The following is a 19,721-nucleotide window of genomic DNA, read 5'->3' on the forward strand; positions in this document are numbered from 1 at the left end:
GCTCCTGACGCGGGAAGGTGCGCCATGCTGAATCGCCTGGTGGAAATGTCCCTGCGTTACAAGTTCCTGGTCCTGATCATCTTTGCGGTGGTCGCTTTCCTCGGCGTCAATGCGGTGCGCAATGTACCGATCGACGCATTCCCCGATGTGACTCCGGTCCAGGTCAATATCTACACCGAGTCTCCGGGCCTTGCCGCGGAAGACATCGAGCTCCTGCTCACCACACCCGTTGAATCCGCTCTGGCCGGCTTGCCAAAGGTGCGGGAAATCCGTTCGGTGAGTCTGTTCGGGCTGTCCTATGTCGCCGTCTATTTCGAGGACGACATGGACATCTACTTCGCCCGGCAACTGGTCAACGAACGCCTGCAGGAAATAGGCGATCGACTGCCCGACGGCTATGGCAAACCGAGCATGGGTCCGAACACGTCCGGTCTCGGCCAGGTGTTCTGGTACACGGTCGAACGCGCGCCCGGCGTCGGCAAGGACAAAGTCACCGACATGGACCTGCGCACCTGGCAGGAATGGACCGTGCGCCTGATCCTGCGCACCGCGCCCGGCGTGGACGATGTGACGTCATGGGGTGGTGGTGAGCGCGAATACCAGGTGCAGATCGATCCCCAGCGCCTGTATGCGCGTGGCTTGGGATTTGGCGATGTGATCAATGCATTGCCGTCCAACAATGGCCAGGTCGGCGGTAATGTCATGGATGTGGGCCGCGAGCAATTCCTCGTGCGTGGCCTGGGCCTGTTGAAGTCGACCGAGGACATCGGCGAGATCGTGCTCAAGGCCGAGGACGGCGTACCTGTCTATCTGCGCGACGTCGCAACTGTCGTTGAAGCGCCGGCACCCCGGTTCGGTGCAGTGACACGCGATGGCGAGGAAGTGGTGCTGGGGATGGCCCTGGCGCGCATCGGTGAAAACGCCAAAGACGTTGTGGAGGCGGTCAAGGGCAAGCTCGATGTGGTGCGCGATGCGTTGCCTGAGGGCATCGTACTGAGACCAATCTATGAACGAACCGATCTGGTCAACAAGGCCGTCGGCACGGCGACCCGCGCCCTGGTCGAAGGTTCGATCCTGGTCGCGATCATCCTGTTCCTGTTCCTGGGCGATCTGCGCTCGGCGGTGGTGGTGGTCATCACGTTGCCATTGGCGATGCTGATCGCGTTCATCGGCATGGGCCAAGCCGGTCTGTCTGCGAACCTGATGTCACTGGCCGGATTGGCAATTGGCATCGGCATGATGGTTGACGGTGCGGTGGTCATGGTCGAAAACGCGTTCCGGATCATGGCCGAGCGTCTGGAACACGGCGAAAAGGTCGACAGAACGTCGGCGGTGCTGGCGGCCGCCAAGGAAGTCGCTAGTCCGGTCACGTTCGCCATCACCATCATCATCGTGGTGTTCCTGCCGCTGTTCGCGCTGGAAGGGCTCGAAGGCAAGATGTTCAAGCCGATGGCGTTCAACATTGCCTTCGCGATGGCTGGCTCGATGATCCTGAGCCTGACCCTGATCCCGGTACTTGCGTCCATGATCCTCAAGCCCAAGCCGGAGCGGGACACATGGCTGGTGGCGCGGATCAAGCGTGGCTATCAGCCGCTGTTGGCTAAGGCACTTGGGCGCAAGAAAGTGGTGGTGGTCAGCGCCGTCGTCGCACTGGTGGCGAGCCTTGCCTTGTTTCCGTTCCTCGGCAAGGAATTCATGCCGCAGTTGCAGGAAGGCTCGATCATGTGGCGGGTGACGGGGATACCGTCCACTTCGCTCAACGAATCGATCAAGACCAGCAACACCATCGCCAAGGCCTTCGAGCAGTTCCCGGAGGTCGACACGACGCTGGCGATGATCGGCCGCGCCGAGAAAGGTGAGACCGCAGACGTCAACTACATGGAGATTTACACCGCTCTCAAGCCCGAAGACGAATGGAAAAGCGGGCGCAACATCAAGCAGCTTGAAGAGGCGATGCAGGAGACGCTGGAAAAAGTCGTGCCCAATGTCGTGCCGGGCTACACGCAGCCGATCCAGATGCGGGTGGAGGAACTGATCTCGGGCGTCCGCGCGACATTGGCATTGAAACTCTACGGCCAGGACCTGCAGGAGCTTGACCGGATCAGCGGGCAGCTCAAGACAGCATTGGGCAATGTGCAGGGCGTGGCCGATCTGTCGCTTGAAGCCAACGTCGGCAAGCCGCAAATCCGCATCGAAGTCGATCGCGATGAACTGGCCCGCCACGGCATGAACGCCGAAGAGGTCCTCACCATCGTGCGCAACGGCTTGGGCGGTGAACCGGTCAGCGTGTTGCTGGACGGCGTCAAGCGTTTCGATATCGCGGTGCGCTTGAGCGATGCCACCCGAAATTCGGTCGAATCGCTGCGCCAGATCCCGTTGCGCACTGCAACAGGCGCCGTGGTGCCGTTGTCGGAAGTGGCCGATGTCACTGTCGGCGAGGGCTACTCCTTCGTCCGTCGCGAACAGCTGCAACGTTATGCCGTCATCCAGATGGACGTGCGTGGGCGCGATGTGGATGGCTTCGTCAAGGAGGCCGACGCTGCGATCAAGCAACAGGTGAAATTGCCCGCAGGCTACTGGATTGAGTGGGGCGGGGCGTTCGAGAACCAGCAACGGGCATTGGCGAAACTGGCGCTGATCGTGCCCATCACGATCTTCTTCATCTTCGTGCTGCTCTACACCGCGTTCAACTCGATCAAGTACGCCTCGCTGATCCTGGTCAACGTGCCGTTCGCCACGATCGGTGGATTGCTGGCGTTGTTCGTCACCGGGCAATACCTGTCGGTGCCCTCGGCGATCGGTTTCATCGCGGTATTCGGTGTGGCGATGCTCAACGGTATCGTGCTGGTCAGCTTCCTCAACGAGTTGCGGGAGAAAGGCCTGTCGGTGCGCGAGGCGGTGGTGCAAGGTACTGCGCTGCGCCTGCGACCGGTGTTGATGACCGCCAGCGTCGCCATCCTGGGACTGGTGCCCATGCTGCTTTCCAGTGGCGTCGGCGCCGAAACGCAGCGTCCGCTGGCAACAGTGGTGGTCGGTGGCTTGATCAGCTCGACCTTGCTCACCCTGATCTTGCTGCCTGTTCTTTACGAATGGCTCGAAAACCGCGCCGACCGCAAAGCCGTCGAGCGCAACTCCAGGGAGAACGCGTCATGAAACAGATCAAGGCGTTCGTGCACCGCAATCGCGTTTCGGATCTCATCCATGCCTTGGAAGCAAGCGGATTCAAGCGCTTGAGCTTGTTCGATGTCAAGGGATTGCTCCGGGCGCTTAGCGCCCGAGAACAACAGTACTCGGTCGAGTTCGGCGACCAGGTGATCAGTGAGGTGCAAATGGAGTTGTTCTGCGAGGACGATGAAGTGACGCGCGCCTTGGAGGTTTTCCAGCGCGTCGGACGCACCGGGCAGATCGAAGCAGGGTGGGTCTATATCAGCAATGTCGAGCAGGCCATCGCCATCGGTGGTGTCAGGCAGGAGTCCTGAAATGGCGGAAGGCCACGAGCACGTCAGCGAGATCAAGTACGAGAAGCCGTTGTGGTGGGCCTTCGGGCTCACCAGCGTCTTCCTCATCGCCGAAGTCATCGGCGGCTTGATCACCAACAGTCTGGCCTTGTTGTCGGATGCGGCGCACATGGGGACGGATGTCATCGCACTGGCCATCTCGTTGTTCGCTGTGCGCATGAGTCGCAAGCCACCGGATGCCAAGCGCACGTATGGCTTTGCGCGCATGGAAGCCATCGGCGCTCTGGTGAACGGAGGGATGCTGTTCCTCGTGGCGGGTTACATCCTTTGGGAGGCTGTCGGACGATTCCGGCAGCCTCCCGATGTGGCGTCTACGGGCATGCTGGTGATCGCGGCGCTCGGGTTGGTGGTGAACCTGATCTCCATGCGGTTGCTGAAGGCGGGCAGCGGCGACAGTCTGAACGTCAAGGGCGCCTACCTTGAGGTCTGGGCTGACATGCTTGGCTCGGTCGGCGTGATTGGTGGTGCAATCATCATCATGATGACGGGGTGGACCTTGGCCGACCCGATCATTGCCGTCCTGATCGGCCTCTGGGTGCTGCCCCGCACCTGGACGCTGTTGCGGGCAGCGGGCGGCGTGCTCATGCAGAGCGTGCCGGCGGGGATGGATCTCGACAAAGTGCGCGACATGATGCTGGCGCACCCAGGTGTTGCAAAGGTTCACGACCTGCACGTCTGGGCGCTTGGATCCAAGGAACCCGTGTTGACTGCGCACATCATCCTGGCCGACGAAACTCAACCGCCCGACGTGGTGCGGCAGTCGTTGGCTACGGCGCTGACAGCAGCATTCGATATCGAACACGCCACGTTGCAGGTAGATGCCTCTACGGTGGTCGAAGGTCCAATACATGCGTGAAGGACTCGTTCTGGGTGTTCAGCTTAAACAGCCATCAAGTTCGAGATTCTTGATCGTGCTGCGGACTGACCTCATGCAATGGCGCCAAGTGCATCAACGTTGAACAGAATGGTTTTCGGAGAAGTTTGTGAGTACAAATGAAGTCGACGATACGGGCGCCACTGGTGCGCACACAGACAAAGACCATTGTTGTGATTCTGGCCCTCCTCCGGCACAAGCTCAAACGGCGGCGGTAGGCAAGGGGACGGCGTTCCGCATCGACACCATGGATTGCGCGGCCGAGGAAAGCGAAATTCGCCGTGCTCTGGCGCCAGTCGCCGGGGTGCGCGGGCTCAGTTTCCAGTTGGGCGCACGCATCGTCACCATCGACGCCCCGGAGGCGTTGATACCCGAGGCGTTGCTGGCGATCCGTAAAGCCGGGTTCGATCCCCAACCGGTTGCAAACGATGGCCCAGCTCCGGGCGCAATTGCACCTGTCTCCCGAGGACTGTGGCGTCTAGGATTTGGCTTGGCGCTCGCCATCGCTGCGGAATTGCTCGCCTTTTTCGCCCCGGAAACGTTGGCGTTCAAAGTCCTGGGCATGGCGTTGGCCGCCGCCGCCATCGGTCTGGCCGGCCTCTCGACGTACAAGAAAGGCCTGGCCGCGCTGCGTCGCGGACAGTTCAACATCAATGCATTGATGGCAGTGGCGGTTACCGGGGCGTTCCTGATCGGTCAATGGCCCGAGGCGGCCATGGTGATGGCGCTTTACGCGATTGCCGAACTAATCGAGGGCCGGGCACTTGATCGCGCACGCAACGCCATCAAGAGCTTGCTCGATCTCGCCCCCGACACCGCGGAGGTACGTGAGGCCGGGGGCGACTGGAAGGAAATCGCCGCGACCGAGGTTGCTCTGGAAACGATCGTCCGGGTCAAACCGGGCGCACGTGTACCGTTGGACGGCGTCATCACCGCGGGCAACACCGCGATCAATCAGGCACCCGTCACCGGAGAAAGCATTCCCGTCGACAAGGCACCGGGCGACCCCGTGTTCGCCGGGACGATCAACGACACCGGCATGATCGAGATGCGGGTTACCGCAGCCGCCAACAATACAACCCTGGCGCGCATCATCGATGCAGTCGAAAAAGCGCAGGGCAGCCGTGCCCCTACGCAGCAGTTTGTCGACCGGTTCGCCGCGATCTATACACCGGCGATCTTTGCCCTGGCTGTCGCGGTGGCCCTGCTCACGCCGTGGCTGATGGACTGGACATGGTCGCAGTCGTTGTACAAGGCGCTGGTGCTGCTTGTGATCGCGTGTCCGTGCGCATTGGTGATCGCGACACCCGTGACCGTGGTCAGCGGTCTCGCCGCTGCAGCGCGGCGCGGCATCCTCATCAAGGGCGGTATCTATCTGGAGGGTGCCCACAAGCTCAAGGCGATCGCGCTCGACAAGACCGGCACGATCACCGAAGGCAAACCCAAACTAGTCGCGACCGAGACATTGGCGAAAGAAGTGTCTGAGGAATCGGTCCTGCGTTGGGCAGCCGTTCTCGCCGGGCAATCGGATCATCCCGTGTCCAAGGCCATCGCTCAGGGATTGGCCAAGGGCGAGGGTGATGTGCAGGAATTCACCGCGTTGCCCGGACGTGGCGTCCGCGCCAGCGTCGATGGTCAGACACTCGTCTTAGGCAACCATCGCCTGATCGAAGAGCGCAATCAGTGCAGCCCGGATATCGAGGCGCGGCTCGCGGTGCATGAAGCCGAGGGACGTTCCGTCACGCTGCTGGCGTCGGAAACCCAGGTCTTGGCGATCTTCGCGGTGGCCGACACGATCAAGGACAGTTCGCGCGAGGCGCTCACGGAACTGCATGCGCTGGGTGTGTCGTCGGTGATGCTGACCGGCGACAACACGGCCACAGCCAAAAGCATCGCGCGCCAGGCCGGCATTGATGACGCCCGGGGCGATCTGCTTCCCGAGGACAAGCTGACCGCCATCGAGGAAATGCAAGAGCGCTACGGCCTAACTGCGATGACCGGAGACGGCATCAACGATGCGCCCGCGCTGGCGCGGTCAGACATGGGTTTCGCCATGGGAGGCGCGGGGACCGACACTGCCATGGAAGCGGCCGACGTCGTCATCATGAATGACGATCTGCGACGCATTCCCGAAACAATCCGGCTGTCGCGGCGTACTCGGACCGTTCTGTTGCAGAACATCGTGCTGGCGCTCGGCGTCAAATCCGTGTTCCTGGTGCTTGCCATCTTCGGAAGCGCCACCATGTGGATGGCGATCTTTGCCGATATGGGAGCTAGCCTGCTGGTGATCTTCAACGGCTTGCGTTTATTGCGGTCTGGTTCCAAGGACCTCGGGAAATGAAGACTCGGTCGGGCTGCCTGATACACCATTATTTCCTAGCTGCTGTCCGACTGGAGTAGGATCTTCCTCATGATCCACAGAGCCCGCCACCGCTTACGTATGGCCCTTGTGGTGGTCCTGTGCCTGCTGTTCCAGCAGGTCGCCTTGGCGGCGTATGTCTGTCCGATGGAACAGATGCCGCCGGAGATGACGGCAATGGCCGAGCACTGCGCCGAGATGGGCATGCAACCGGACCAGGACAATCCAGCCCTGTGCGAGAAGCACTGTGTCCCGGATCTGACGACCGCCGCAGACCACGTTCAGTTATCCGTGCCGGCGTTGATATTGCCGCCGCTGGCCTTTGCCCCCGTCTTGGCGACACCGGTGACTCAGGTCGCATTACAAACGGAGATTCCGATCGTCCGATCGGATCCACCGCCTCGACTGCGTTTCTGTAGTTTTCTGATCTAGCCCCCCGAATCGAGGACGCAATCTCGCGCTGGCGCCAATGCGCTATTTGCTTGTGTTTGTTGATTCGGAGGTTCTATGTCTTCCCGTGTCCTTGGCGTTGCCACGCGCGAGCGTTACCGCGTGCCGGTGCTGTGTCTATTGGTCGCCATCTCAGCGATGCCAGGGTTGGCTCTGGGACCAGCGAGGGCCTGCGTGGACTTTTTGGATGGGGGCAGGGTTATCGCTGCTGACACTGGTCCTCCTGCCCTTTGCACGCAGCCCCTAAGTCAGGTGCGCGGCAAACGATCTGCCGCAACCGCGGGGCGGGACTAGACGAGATATGTGCAGCGCCTAGGATTAAAGCGGTTACGAGTTAGACCAAGACTAGACAGCTTAGATTGGCATGACCGTTTCCGACCCGAAGCGGACATCGGCAGCGAGTGATTGACTATCTAGAAACTGTCCTTGGCACCCCTTTAGTTATGCCTGACCCAGCTACAGCGGAGACCACCACATGGCCGCCGGCGCTCGATGACCTTGATCTGTTCGGGTGTGTAGTTGCCCTTTACCATTCGGCACCTGGATCTCAATGGCGTGTGATAGGGCAGTCAGGCCTTGCGAAGTGCATTCCTTTTTTCTCGATGCGGCTTAAGTGTCGTGGTATCAAAATCCGAATTCCGCTTCTTGCACCCTTCGAACACAGGCCGGATAGCTTTCAGCTTCTCTACAAGCTCCGAAGGATGAGGGATCTCCTGCTGACTGTCAGATGGCGTGTCATGGGCGGCAATCACCCCACTACACTCATCATGCAGCTCCACGATGGACTTCCAGTCGTCCAAGGAAAAGCCAATGACGGCACCGACGTTCTCGATTTTGACCTGATCAGCAAATGGATGGACCGTGTCATACAGAACAATCTCACGGATGCCACGCTCAAGCGCGCCACGTAGCATCGCGTAAAGGCTTCTTACCTTGCGACTTTCCGCATCGTTGAGCTGGTCATTGCAGTTGCGGGCAAGATCAATCGCTTCTTTCTGGATGCGATCCAGCTGGGAGAAGAACTTCTCGTTCTCCCACGCCAGTCCTTCAATGATTGCCCCTGGCCGCTGATCTGCCCACTCTACGGTTTTAAGCGTGGGCACCAACTCCTGACCGTTTGCGGCCATTCGTAGCTCTGTCAGGAACACGGCATCATGGGTAAAGACGACAACTTGGCGTTCCTTTGCCAGATCTACCAATCGTCTGGCCATCCTCTTGCGGAAGCGATGATCCAGAGAGGTTGAAGGGTCATCGAACACCAACGTGGACTTATCGGCCCGAAGCTGCACTTCGGCCAGAAACATGGCTAATCCCATTGCCCGCTGTTCGCCTTCTGACAAGATCGTTCCTGGGGGAGAACTGGTGTTCTCCAACGTCAAGCTGATCATGTTTTCGCCATACTGCGTGCGAGATTTCAAAGCCGGCTTCAGTGTTCTCGCGCCGAGCCATAAAAGCTCCTGCCTCATGGCTTGCAGCAATTCTTCCGTGATGTGCTGTTGAGACATCCTGGTGATGCGGACGGACAAGGTCTTAGTTTGAAGCTGATCCTCCAATGATCTCAGGTGCCTGACCTTGCGCGCGTCTTGAACATACTGCTCGACCAATGGCAGTGCCGCCGCCAAACCCCGTTTGGCCGTCAAGTTGGTCTTCTCATCGGTAAGTGCCTGGATCCGTGTCTGATCTTTTGCAGCGCGCAGCTCAACCGCCTTGGCAAGGCATGCAGTAGCTTTCTCGGCAAGGGCAGCCGACAAGGCGGGCTGCGGTGCCGGTATAGGCCGGGGGCAACTCCAGTTGCCCGTCGCATATGCCTGTGCGGTCCACTTTTGCCTCGCAGACCACGCGTTCCGGTGAACTTCAATCAGGTCGGCAATGGTGGCATCAAGTTCCTGCAAGTCTCCAAGAGTCGCCTCGTCGATGACTTCAGTGATGCCTTGTGCAACCTTCTGGGCCGCATTGGAAAGCGCCGTGTCGGCGGTATTCAACGCGGTTGCCGCCTCGCTCGCAATATAGGTGCGGAAGCGGTTCAACCGCTCCCTGGCACTTTCGGCAAGCGGCTGCTGGCACAGAACGCAGTGCGCCCCGTCGTCGGTTGAAGGGTGGTGCTCAGCGTGGGGGTAGACCTGCGCCGAGAACGCTTCGGCAGCCGTGAAAAGTGTCTTCCAAGTGTCGCTACCCGTGCCCGTAAGCTCCTCGTCGCCTTCGACGTGAAGAAGTGCCTGGGCCACCCGATCTGCCTCCATAGCCGCAAGGACCGCGGCATGCAGCTCATGAAGCCTGTCCACGGCCCGATCCGAGGAAACGCCTTCAATGCTTCGACACTTAGAGGCTGCTTGGTCCAGGCGCGTGGCCAAGCCATCCTTTGCTCTAGCCAAGGGTTCAAGATCTAGGTTGGCTAGCAACTGATCGATTTCGACGATGCGGTCTTCGTGTTCTTGGCTGAACACACTCAATTGCCGGATCTGGTCAAGATCAGTGTCTGCGGACAGGGCCTGGATGGCCTGACCGACGGGGTGCGTACCCTTGAGACCTGCGAACGGGGATGCATCCAGGCGAATCGCTTCGCGTTCGTGCCTAATGGTCGCCTGCAATCGCATCATTCCCTGAGTAAGTTCCCCCAGTTGTGGGAGTCCGTAAGGTTGATAGTCGCAGGTCCCTTCCTCGGAGATGTAGTCCTCGCTGCAATGGCTGTCGTATACAGCCACCATTGCCAGGTGGGCGTCGGCACCTAGTCCTTCCTGCCAATCGTAGAGCCGCGGGTTACCTTGCTCATCCAGCACCACGATCGTGGCGCTGGGTGTGCCAGGGGTATCGGCATAGGCGTCGGACAAGACAGGGGCTGAGCGCCGAGCCCGACACGCACGCTTCAAGACTCGAGAATAGCCAGACTTGCCTGCACCATTGGTCCCGAACACGATGTTCAGGCCATCGGGATTGAATTGCATTCCGCTGCCTGGGGCAAACCTATTAACGTGCTGGAGATCTCTCAGTTCCAGCAGCACGGTCGTCTGACCATTCCCCATCGTCGGTATATGGCATGCGTCCAATGGGACCGGGCTGGGAGCGCCTTCCGTTTCCTCCAACATGGCCCGGATATCGACCAGATCACGCTCCCTGATTTCGCCCACAGCGAAGATGCGTCTCAGCGCATCGCTCTGCCAAGCCGGCCATCCGGCTGACATCTCCAGTAGTTCTTCTAACAATTCCATGGCAATCAGTGCGCAGGTCCGGACATGGACCTTTCCCCTATACCCAGACTAACCCTGAAAGGAACCAATTTCACCGTCCCGGGCGCCGTTTCTCAGCCAGTGAGCCCCGCCATACCTACTTTGCCGATCCAACAACGAGACCTTCCCTCCTACATCCCAGCGCCTCCGGGGCTCATATGATGCTGGCGCGACAGCAAGTTCCTGTGTCCGCTTCTGGCCGGTAGCGGACGTTGGGGAGGGATTAGGGATGTTTATCGGGGGTAAGGAAGTTCGCCTTCCACCCCTGTCGGCTACCGACAAGTCCGTGCATCACCTGGGATCTTCTTCATGAACTCGGCGACGTCGGCTGCACGACCCTAGGCTTTAGGCTAGTCCCGCACCCACATCGGTTGCCGAGAGAGAGTGGGGTATCGCAGATCACACAGACGAGGTACGGCTCGGCTAGCCCTTCATGTTTGACGACCTGCTCGGCGACTATGCGCTCATGGCGCTCCGACAGAATCTCGGGCGGCGGAGGTAACGCCGGGCTCTGCTCCGTCGTTCGGACGGGACGATTAGGCATGAAGGCGGTCAGGTCCGGCTCAGTTGCTATCACCTCGTACACGCCCATCTCCTGCAACTCGACGAGCGAGGCAGCCCATAGCTGATCCGCTAGATCGCCGACCAAGTCAAAGGGGGAGGGAATCAGTTCGTTCTCCCAGTCCTCGAAGAAGGAAGCCGAATATGGGTATCGGCGCGGATAGCCTTTTGCCCGGGCCTGCTGCCAATCGCGCTGCTGGGCGTCAAAGAGTCGCTTCAGCGGGACATTGAAGCCAAACATCCGGCCTAAATGCGGGACCCACTTTCCGGTCTGGATTCGGGTACCCACGGGCTGGCCACGCACGAACTGCCCCCACAGGGTCAGCTGCCACAGATGGGGGTGGGCGTCGATCAGCTGCCACCCGGTCGGGAGCTGCGCGAGAAAGGGGGGGAGGGGGGCGTTGTCCAGGTAGCGCCGGCGGGCTAGGCTGATCGCCGGCGCATCCCGCGCGGACAGCCGTAACAGCTGCTCCCGCGCGGCCGAGGGCGAGGATAGTTCGACGAGTGCCTCTAGATCGCTCAGGTGCGGGGCACGGAGCTTCTGGCGGAACCGCTCCCTGCGTTGACTGTCTGCGTCCAGCTTGGCTTCACAGCTGCGCCGGGCCGCGTCACGCTCGGCGCGCTCGGCCAGGATCCGGGCGTTTCGGTTAGCGACCTGCTGCTCGAGATTTGCCAAGACCTGCTCAAACTTGCGTTCGGCCGTCGGCGAATGAATCCAGAATCGAGGAGCTTCACGGAGCACGGTGCGCTCAAACGCATCGTCGAGCACCGCGTCGGCATCCAGCTGGGACAGATCAATCTCAATCATGGCCCAGCCGCGCTTACGTACCAAGGCGGCCTTATCGTGGCCGACGGCGTTGGAGACCTTGACCTCCACCAGCAGCGGCACCGTAGTGGGCTGGTTATCTTCAAGCACCACGTCTGGGCGCATGCCGACCATCCAGACCTCCTCCTTGGCCTGGGTGTATTCCCATAGGCGTGCGGGGCGTTTCAGGGCTTCCTGGTGCATCTGGTGGTCGAGGTCGGGGCAGGCAGCAATGCGCTTCCAACTGGGCAGCTGAATCTGACCTGCGGCGAGGAGGACCTGCTTTGCCATCTTGTGTACGGCCGTCTCGTAGCAGTGCTCATCGCCTCCGCCGTGGTGGTGAGCGAAGTGCCAGCGCTGGGTTGCGCCCTTCTTGGCCATTAGTTGCCGGCCGCAACCCGGGCAGTAGCAACCGCAGGCCAGTCCACTGTCCACCGCCGACGGAGGGTACAAGACCCCGTCGTGCTCTCCGAAGGGCACTTTCAATCCAGCGGTGTTTGCATTGCGCCCGGCTTGCCCTGCCATCGCCCCCCTCTCCCTGGGGTGATTCTATAAAAAAGCGCATCTCGCCCAATGAGACACCCCGGCCTAGAATGGGGCTCATCAAGGGGGATCGCGTGCAGAATTTGATTCAAGTCTTTGATTTATCTTGGGCAATTCAGCAGGGCGGGGCATGAACGAAACGTCCCTGAGCCAGCTGGAGGCCCACCTCTGGGCCTCCGCCAACATCCTGCGCGGCCCAGTGGATGCGGCCGACTTCAAGACCTACATCTTCCCGCTGCTGTTCTTCAAGCGCATCTGCGACGTTTGGGACGAGGAGTACCAGGAGATCGTTGATGAGACCGGCGACGAGCAACTGGCCTGGTTCCCGGAATCGCACCGCTTCCAGATCCCGGAAGACTGCCACTGGAACGACGTTCGCACCAAGGCCAGCAATGTCGGGACGGCCCTTCAGCGCGCGATGCGCGAGATTGAGAAGGCCAACCCCGAAACCCTGTACGGCGTGTTCGGCGATGCTCAGTGGTCGAACAAGGATCGGCTGTCTGATGCCTTGCTCAAGGACCTGATCGAGCACTTCTCCAAGCTGCCGTTTGGCAACAAGAACGTCAACTCGGATCTGCTTGGCGACGCCTACGAATACCTGATCAAGAAGTTCGCCGACGCCACCAACAAGAAGGCCGGCGAGTTCTACACCCCGCGCAGCGTCGTGCGGCTGATGATCGACATGCTCGATCCCAAAGAAGCCGAGACCATCTACGACCCGGCCTGCGGTACCGGCGGCATGTTGCTGGCCGCTGTGCAGCACGTGAAGGAACAGCATGGCGACGTGAAGCGGCTATGGGGCAAGCTGTACGGACAAGAGAAGAACCTCACCACCTCATCCATTGCGCGGATGAACTTGTTCCTCCACGGCATTGAAGACTTCCAGGTGGTGCGCGGCGACACGCTGCGCAACCCGGCCTTCTTCGAGGTCGACCGACTGGCCACCTTCGACTGCGTGATCGCCAACCCCCCTTTCTCGCTGGAAAAGTGGGGCGAGGACCTGTGGCTGAACGATCCCTTCGGCCGCAACTTTGCCGGCCTGCCACCCTCATCCAGCGGTGACTTCGCCTGGGTACAACACATGGTCAAGTCGATGGCCGACGTCAGCGGCCGGATGGCCGTGGTGCTGCCCCAGGGCGCCCTGTTCCGCAAAGGCGTGGAAGGCAGCATTCGCCAGAAGCTGCTGGAAATGGATCTGGTCGAAGCTGTCATCGGTTTGGCGCCCAACCTGTTTTACGGCACTGGCTTGGCTGCTTGCATCCTGGTTCTGCGCAAGCGCAAGCCAGCTAAGCACAAGAAGAAGGTGCTGGTCGCCGATGCGTCACGGCTGTTCCGTCGTGGGCGGGCGCAGAACTATCTGGAACCCGAGCACGCCGCCGAGATCCTCGGCTGGTATCGCGGTTTTGCCGATGTGCAGGACGCGGTCCGCGTGGTCAGCCTCGAGGAGATCAAAGCCGAGGACTGGACGCTGAACATCTCGCGCTATGTCCTGCCGCCATTGCAAGAAGACATCCCACCGCTGCCGGACGCCATCACGGCATTCAAGGACGCGCTCACCCGCTGCCGTGAAGCCGAAGAGCGGATCGCACAGGTCATGACTGAAGGGGGATGGCTGAAATGAGTCACCCAAGTAAACGCATCAGCCAACAAGAACTCGAAAGCTACCTGTGGGGCGCCGCCGTGCTGCTGCGCGGCCTCATCGACGCCGGCGACTACAAGCAGTTCATCTTCCCGCTGCTGTTCTACAAGCGCGTGTCGGATGTGTGGGAGGAGGAATACCAAGCGGCCTTGGCCAACTCAGGCGGCGACCTCTCCTACGCGCAGTTCGCGGAGAACCACCGCTTCCAGATTCCTGAGGGCGCGCACTGGAACGATGTGCGCCAGGCACCCAAAAACGTGGGCGCCGCCATCCAGAAAGCCATGCGCGCCATTGAGACCGCCAACCCGGATCTGCTCGATGGCATCTTCGGCGATGCGCCGTGGACCAACCGCGAGCGCCTGCCCGATGAAACGCTGAAGAACCTGATCGAGCACTTCTCGACGCAGACACTCTCGGTGGCCAACGTGCCGGAGGACGAGCTCGGCAACGCCTACGAATACCTGATCAAGAAGTTCGCGGACGACTCCGGCCACACGGCGGCTGAGTTCTACACCAACCGCACCGTCGTCCACTTGATGACGCAACTCCTGGCGCCACAGGCAGGCGAGTCGATCTACGACCCTACCTGCGGCACCGGTGGCATGTTGATCTCGGCGCTGGACGAAGTGAAGCGCTCGGGCGGCGAGTACCGCACGCTCAAGCTCTACGGGCAGGAGCGCAACCTCATTACTTCATCCATCGCCCGCATGAACCTGTTCCTGCACGGCGTGGAGGACTTCGAGATCATCCGGGGTGACACCCTGGCCGAACCCAAGCACATCGAAGGCGACCGCCTGCGCCAGTTCGACGTGATCCTGGCCAACCCGCCGTACTCCATCAAGCAGTGGAATCGCGAGGCCTGGAGCAGTGACAAGTGGGGCCGCAACTCGCTGGGTACGCCGCCGCAGGGCCGCGCCGACTACGCCTTCCAGCAGCACATCCTGACTAGCCTTACCGCCAAGGGGCGTAGTGCCGTGCTCTGGCCCCACGGTGTGCTGTTCCGTAATGAAGAACAGGCCATGCGCGCCAAGATGGTCGAGCAGGACTGGGTCGAGGCCGTCATCGGCTTGGGCCCCAACCTGTTCTACAACTCCCCGATGGAGTCGTGCATTGTCATCTGCAACCGCAAGAAGGCCGCCGCTCGCAAAGGCAAGGTGATCTTCATCGACGCGGTGAATGAGGTCACCCGGGAACGGGCGCAGAGCTTTCTGAAGCCCGAGCAGCAACAGCGCATCCTGACCGCGTACAAAACCTTTGCCGATGTGCCCGGTTTCGCCAAGGTCGCCACCCTGGCCGAGATCGGTGCCAATGCGGGCAACCTCTCAATCCCGCTGTACGTGAAGCGCATTGCCGCCGCCATCGCCACCGACTGCAATGGCGACGCGGTATCGCTGCGCTCTACCTGGGACCAATGGCAAACCGATGGCCGTGCGTTCTGGCAACAGATGGATGCGCTGGTGGAAACGCTGGATGGACTGATTACGGAGGACATCGAGCGTGTCTGATAACAACAAGTTGAAGCCAGGTTGGAAGGTCTGGCGGTTCGATCAGATGGCGACGAACGTCAATGTCCGTATCGACAACCCGTCCGAGTCGGGCATGGAGCATTACGTTGGTCTGGAACATCTGGATGCCGATTCCTTGAAGATTCGGCGCTGGGGCACGCCAGATGAAGTTGAAGCCACAAAGCTTATGTTCAAGAAGGGCGACATCATTTTTGGTCGCCGTCGCGCGTATCAACGCAAGTTGGGTGTGGCCGAGTTCGACGGTATCTGTTCGGCACACGCGATGGTGCTGCGAGCCAAGCCCGACGTGGTGCTGCCCGAGTTTCTACCGTTCTTCATGCAGAGTGATCTGTTCATGAACCGGGCAGTGGAGATCTCGGTGGGTTCGTTATCTCCCACGATCAATTGGAAAACAATGGCAGCGCAAGAGTTTGCGCTGCCGTCGATGGGCGAGCAAATTAGCCTAGCGACCGCTTTCTCATCGATCGACGAACTTCGTCACGAACTTGATTCTGCGCAAAGGGAGTTGGCTATTGCCGAGCGCTCAGCCATTCAATCCGTTCTTGGAGACGATGACAAATGGCTCATGACGACTATGAAAAGCGTCGTAAAAAGCATTGAAGCTGGCAAGAGCCCTAAAGCTTCATCGTTGCGCGCTAAACCTCACGAGCTTGGTGTATTGAAGGTGAGCGCGGTCGGTTCGCAGGGTTACTGCCCAGAGGAAAACAAAGCGCTACTGAACCCGAATGATTTCATCCCTGAAGCAACCGTCGAAATTGGCGATTTCCTGGTAACAAGAGCCAATGCCCAGCCGCAGGGCGTTGCTCGTACCTGCATCGTTGAGTCTACGCCCAACAATCTAATGTTGTGTGACAAAACATGGAGGCTGCACTTCACTGCTGACGCACCTCCAAAGCAATTCATATTGGCTTGGACAAAATTGCCGAAGTTCCGCTCATACATCGAAGCCCTGTGCTCAGGAACGGAAGCAAAGAATATTTCTCAAGAGAAATTTCTTTCGGCGCCGATGGTCCGCCTCGATAAGGGCCAACAAGAGGACATTGGCCGAGCCATAGAAGAAATAGAACGCGCCAAGAAGGCACTTGACAAGCGTAGGGGCGCTGTCTCGTCAATCAAACGGTCATTTTTGAATAAAGCCTTTGGGGAGGCCTGACTGTGAGCTTCACCGAATCCAACACCGTCGAAGCCTACGTCCGCGACCTGCTCACAGGCCCGACCAAGGCTGTACCGGCCAACACCGTTCAGGAGCCTCAATCCAGCTATGGTCCGAGCCCCAGGGGCATCGGCTGGCGCTACGCCGCCCCTGCTGAGGTGCCGCGCCAGATTCAGGAGGTACTGGTCGAACCTTGGCTGCGCGATGCGCTGATTCGCCTTAACTCAGAGATTGCCGCTCAACCCGACCGTGCGGATGAAGTGCTCTACAAGTTGCGCGCCATCGTGCTTTCGGTGCGCTCCGATGGTCTGATCCGGGCCAACGAGGAAATGACGGCGTGGATGCGTGGCGAGCGCTCAATGCCCTTCGGCCACAACAACGAGCATGTGCCGGTGCGGCTGATCGACCTGGATGATCTGGCGCAGAACCAGTACATCGTCACCCAGCAGTACAGCTACCGCGCTGGCCCCACCGAGCGCCGGGCTGATCTGGTGCTGTTGGTGAATGGTTTGCCGCTGGTACTGATCGAGGCCAAAACGCCAGTCAAGAAGTGCATTAGCTGGGTCGATGGCGCCGTGCAGGTGCACGACGACTACGAGAAGTTCGTACCCGAGCTGTTCGTCTGCAACGTGTTCTCGGTGGCCACCGAAGGCAAGGCCTACCACTACGGGTCCATCGGCCTGCCGGTCAAGGACTGGGGGCCGTGGCATCTGGATGGTGATGGCGACGATGGCCAGCACCACCCGCTGAAGTCGCTCAAGCTGTCCGCTGAGAGCATGCTGCGCCCGCATGTGGTGCTGGACATCCTCGGCAGCTTCACCCTGTTCGCCACCAACAAGAAAAAGCAGCGCATCAAGATCATCTGCCGCTATCAGCAGTACGAGGCGGCGAACAAGATCGTCGAGCGCGTGCTGGCAGGTTACCCCAGGAAGGGCCTGATCTGGCACTTCCAGGGCTCGGGCAAGTCGCTGCTGATGGTGTTCGCCGCGCAGAAGCTGCGCATGCATGCCGGCCTGAAGAACCCCACCGTGCTGATTGTGGTGGACCGGATCGATCTGGACACCCAGATCACTGGCACCTTCACCGGGGCGGACATTCCCAACCTGGAAAAGGCGGATACCCGCGAGAAGCTGCAGCAGCTGCTGGCTCAGGACGTGCGCAAGATCATCATCACCACGATCTTCAAGTTCGGCGAGGCCACAGGCAGCCTGAACGACCGCAGCAACATCATCGCTCTGGTGGACGAAGCGCATCGCACCCAGGAAGGCGACCTGGGCCGCAAGATGCGAGAGGCGCTGCCCAACGCGTTCCTGTTCGGCCTGACCGGCACGCCGATCAACCGCGCCGACCGCAACACCTTCTATGCCTTCGGAGCCGACGAGGATGAGAAGGGCTACATGAGCCGTTATGGTTTCGAGGAATCGATCCGCGACGGCGCCACGCTAAAACTGCACTTCGAACCGCGCTTGATCGATCTGCACATCGACAAGGCCGCGCTGGACGCCGCCTACAAAGACCTGACCGGCGGCCTGTCGGATCTCGACAAGGACAACCTCGCGAAGACCGCCGCCAAGATGGCCGTGCTGGTTAAGACGCCAGAGCGCATCCGCAAGGTGTGCGAAGACATCGTTGAGCACTTCCAGACCAAGGTGGAGCCCAATGGCTTCAAGGGGCAGATCGTCACTTTTGACCGGGAATCGTGCCTGCTGTTCAAGACCGAGTTGGACAAGCTGCTGCCGCCCGAGGCCACGGACATAGTGATGTCGGTGCAGGCGTCCGATAAGAAAGAGCATCCAGAGTACGCGGCCTATGACCGTTCACGCGATGAGGAAGAACGGCTGCTCGATCGCTTCCGCGACCCGGCCGACCCTCTGAAGCTGATCATCGTCACGGCCAAGCTGCTGACCGGCTTCGATGCGCCGATCTTGCAGGCCATGTACCTGGACAAGCCGCTGCGCGACCACACGCTGCTGCAGGCCATCTGCCGGGTGAACCGCACTTACTCCGAGCAGAAGACCCACGGCCTGATCGTCGACTACCTCGGCATCTTCGATGATGTGGCAGCAGCGCTGGAGTTCGACGACCAGAGCGTCAAGCAGGTGGTCAGCAACATCCAGGAGTTGAAGGACAAGCTGCCTGAGGCGATGCAGAAATGTCTGGCCTTCTTCGCTGGCTGCGACCGCACCCTGCAGGGATATGAGGGCCTGATCGCCGCGCAGCAGTGCCTACCCAACAATGAGGTGCGGGACAACTTTGCTGCTGAGTACAGCGTGCTCAACAAGATCTGGGAGGCGCTGTCACCGGACACCGTTCTGGGCCCCTTCGAAAAGGACTACAAGTGGTTGTCGCAGGTGTACCAGTCGGTGCAGCCCTCCAGTGGCCACGGCAAGCTGATCTGGCACTCGCTAGGCGCCAAGACCATCGAGCTGATCCACCAGAACGTGCATGTGGACGCCGTGCGGGATGACCTCGACACCCTGGTGCTGGACGCTGATCTGCTGGAGGCCGTGCTGTCGAACCCCGACCCGAAGAAGGCCAAGGAGATCGAGATCAAGCTCAAGCGCAGGCTGCGCGGGCATGGCGGCAACCCCAAGTTCAAGAAGCTGTCGGAGCGGCTTGATGCGCTGAAAGACCGGTTCGAGTCTGGCCAGATCAACAGTGTCGAATTTCTGAAGCAGCTACTGGAAATCGCCAAGGAGACGCTGCAAGCCGAGAAGGAGGTCCCGCCCGAAGAGGACGAGGATCGCGGCAAGGCGGCGCTGACCGAATTGTTCAACGAGGTGAAGACCGCCGAGACGCCCATCATGGTCGAACGCGTGGTCGCGGACATCGACGAGATTGTGCGACTGGTCCGTTTCCCGGGCTGGCAAGGCACGCAGGCCGGTGAGCGTGAAGTCAAGAAGGCCCTGCGCAAAGCCCTCTTCAAATACAAGCTGCATGCGGATGAAGAGCTGTTCGAGAAGGCCTACAGCTACATCCGGCAGTATTACTAACGGGCTTACGCGGTAGGCGTCGGGTAAGCGATTAGGGAGATTTATCGGGGGTAGGGAGGGTCACCTCGGACTCACA

Annotated in this window: 11 protein-coding genes; 9 read left to right on the forward strand and 2 right to left on the reverse strand. The window is 60.2% G+C overall.

The window, feature by feature from the left end; translation table 11 throughout:
• Window positions 1-24: 24 nt before the first annotated feature.
• From E5S66_RS13205 to E5S66_RS13225, 5 genes are all read left to right on the forward strand, one after another.
• Window positions 25-3,153, forward strand: a complete 3,129-nt coding sequence (locus E5S66_RS13205) for an efflux RND transporter permease subunit (protein WP_138349962.1) — start codon at window positions 25-27, stop codon at window positions 3,151-3,153.
• Window positions 3,150-3,479, forward strand: a complete 330-nt coding sequence (locus E5S66_RS13210; protein WP_138349964.1) for a P-II family nitrogen regulator — start codon at window positions 3,150-3,152, stop codon at window positions 3,477-3,479. Before E5S66_RS13205 ends, E5S66_RS13210 begins: the two co-directional genes overlap by 4 nt.
• A 1-nt stretch (window position 3,480) precedes the next feature.
• Window positions 3,481-4,374, forward strand: a complete 894-nt coding sequence (locus E5S66_RS13215; RefSeq protein WP_138349966.1) for a cation diffusion facilitator family transporter — start codon at window positions 3,481-3,483, stop codon at window positions 4,372-4,374.
• Window positions 4,375-4,501: 127 nt separating this feature from the next.
• Window positions 4,502-6,733 carry a heavy metal translocating P-type ATPase gene (locus E5S66_RS13220; RefSeq protein WP_212745368.1) on the forward strand — a complete coding sequence of 744 codons (2,232 nt, stop codon included), beginning with the start codon at window positions 4,502-4,504 and terminating at the stop codon, window positions 6,731-6,733.
• Between the two features lie 69 nt (window positions 6,734-6,802).
• Complete coding sequence (locus E5S66_RS13225; protein ID WP_138349968.1) at window positions 6,803-7,183, forward strand: hypothetical protein; 381 nt, start codon at window positions 6,803-6,805, stop codon at window positions 7,181-7,183.
• 587 nt (window positions 7,184-7,770) lie between these two features.
• Here the strand turns inward: E5S66_RS13225 and E5S66_RS13230 are convergent.
• Both E5S66_RS13230 and E5S66_RS13235 read right to left on the reverse strand, forming a co-directional pair.
• Window positions 7,771-10,407 carry an AAA family ATPase gene (locus tag E5S66_RS13230; protein ID WP_138349970.1) on the reverse strand — a complete coding sequence of 879 codons (2,637 nt, stop codon included), beginning with the start codon at window positions 10,405-10,407 and terminating at the stop codon, window positions 7,771-7,773.
• A gap of 325 nt (window positions 10,408-10,732) precedes the next feature.
• The gene (locus tag E5S66_RS13235) at window positions 10,733-12,316 is read right to left on the reverse strand and encodes a competence protein CoiA family protein (RefSeq protein ID WP_484421929.1); all 1,584 of its coding nucleotides are present in this window, start codon (window positions 12,314-12,316) and stop codon (window positions 10,733-10,735) included.
• A gap of 148 nt (window positions 12,317-12,464) precedes the next feature.
• On the opposite strand from E5S66_RS13235, the gene E5S66_RS13240 reads away from it, so the two are divergent.
• Genes E5S66_RS13240 through E5S66_RS13255 form a run of 4 tightly spaced genes read left to right on the forward strand, consistent with a single transcriptional unit; the run spans window position 12,465 to window position 19,645 of the window.
• Window positions 12,465-13,955, forward strand: a complete 1,491-nt coding sequence (locus E5S66_RS13240) for a type I restriction-modification system subunit M (protein WP_138349974.1) — start codon at window positions 12,465-12,467, stop codon at window positions 13,953-13,955.
• Complete coding sequence (locus tag E5S66_RS13245; RefSeq protein ID WP_246037247.1) at window positions 13,943-15,478, forward strand: type I restriction-modification system subunit M; 1,536 nt, start codon at window positions 13,943-13,945, stop codon at window positions 15,476-15,478. Before E5S66_RS13240 ends, E5S66_RS13245 begins: the two co-directional genes overlap by 13 nt.
• A complete protein-coding gene (locus E5S66_RS13600) occupies window positions 15,471-16,652 on the forward strand; it encodes a restriction endonuclease subunit S (protein ID WP_212745369.1) in 1,182 nt (393 codons plus the stop codon). The genes E5S66_RS13245 and E5S66_RS13600 overlap by 8 nt, the downstream gene beginning before the upstream one ends.
• Window positions 16,653-16,654: 2 nt before the next feature.
• Window positions 16,655-19,645 carry a type I restriction endonuclease subunit R gene (locus E5S66_RS13255; RefSeq protein ID WP_138349976.1) on the forward strand — a complete coding sequence of 997 codons (2,991 nt, stop codon included), beginning with the start codon at window positions 16,655-16,657 and terminating at the stop codon, window positions 19,643-19,645.
• Window positions 19,646-19,721 lie beyond the last annotated feature (76 nt).

The organism is Thermomonas fusca, from assembly GCF_005862345.1.
GTDB classification, from domain to species: Bacteria; Pseudomonadota; Gammaproteobacteria; order Xanthomonadales; family Xanthomonadaceae; genus Thermomonas; species Thermomonas fusca.

What these genes read in the sequence shown, in the direction of transcription:
- E5S66_RS13205 (WP_138349962.1), top strand. Translation starts at nt 25, where the DNA reads ATGCTGAATCGCCTGGTGGAAATGTCCCTGCGTTACAAGTTCCTGGTC.
- E5S66_RS13225 (WP_138349968.1), top strand. Translation starts at nt 6,803, where the DNA reads ATGATCCACAGAGCCCGCCACCGCTTACGTATGGCCCTTGTGGTGGTC.
- E5S66_RS13215 (WP_138349966.1), top strand. Translation starts at nt 3,481, where the DNA reads ATGGCGGAAGGCCACGAGCACGTCAGCGAGATCAAGTACGAGAAGCCG.
- E5S66_RS13240 (WP_138349974.1), top strand. Translation starts at nt 12,465, where the DNA reads ATGAACGAAACGTCCCTGAGCCAGCTGGAGGCCCACCTCTGGGCCTCC.
- E5S66_RS13230 (WP_138349970.1), bottom strand. Translation starts at nt 10,407, where the DNA reads ATGGAATTGTTAGAAGAACTACTGGAGATGTCAGCCGGATGGCCGGCT.
- E5S66_RS13245 (WP_246037247.1), top strand. Translation starts at nt 13,943, where the DNA reads ATGGCTGAAATGAGTCACCCAAGTAAACGCATCAGCCAACAAGAACTC.
- E5S66_RS13210 (WP_138349964.1), top strand. Translation starts at nt 3,150, where the DNA reads ATGAAACAGATCAAGGCGTTCGTGCACCGCAATCGCGTTTCGGATCTC.
- E5S66_RS13235 (WP_484421929.1), bottom strand. Translation starts at nt 12,316, where the DNA reads ATGGCAGGGCAAGCCGGGCGCAATGCAAACACCGCTGGATTGAAAGTG.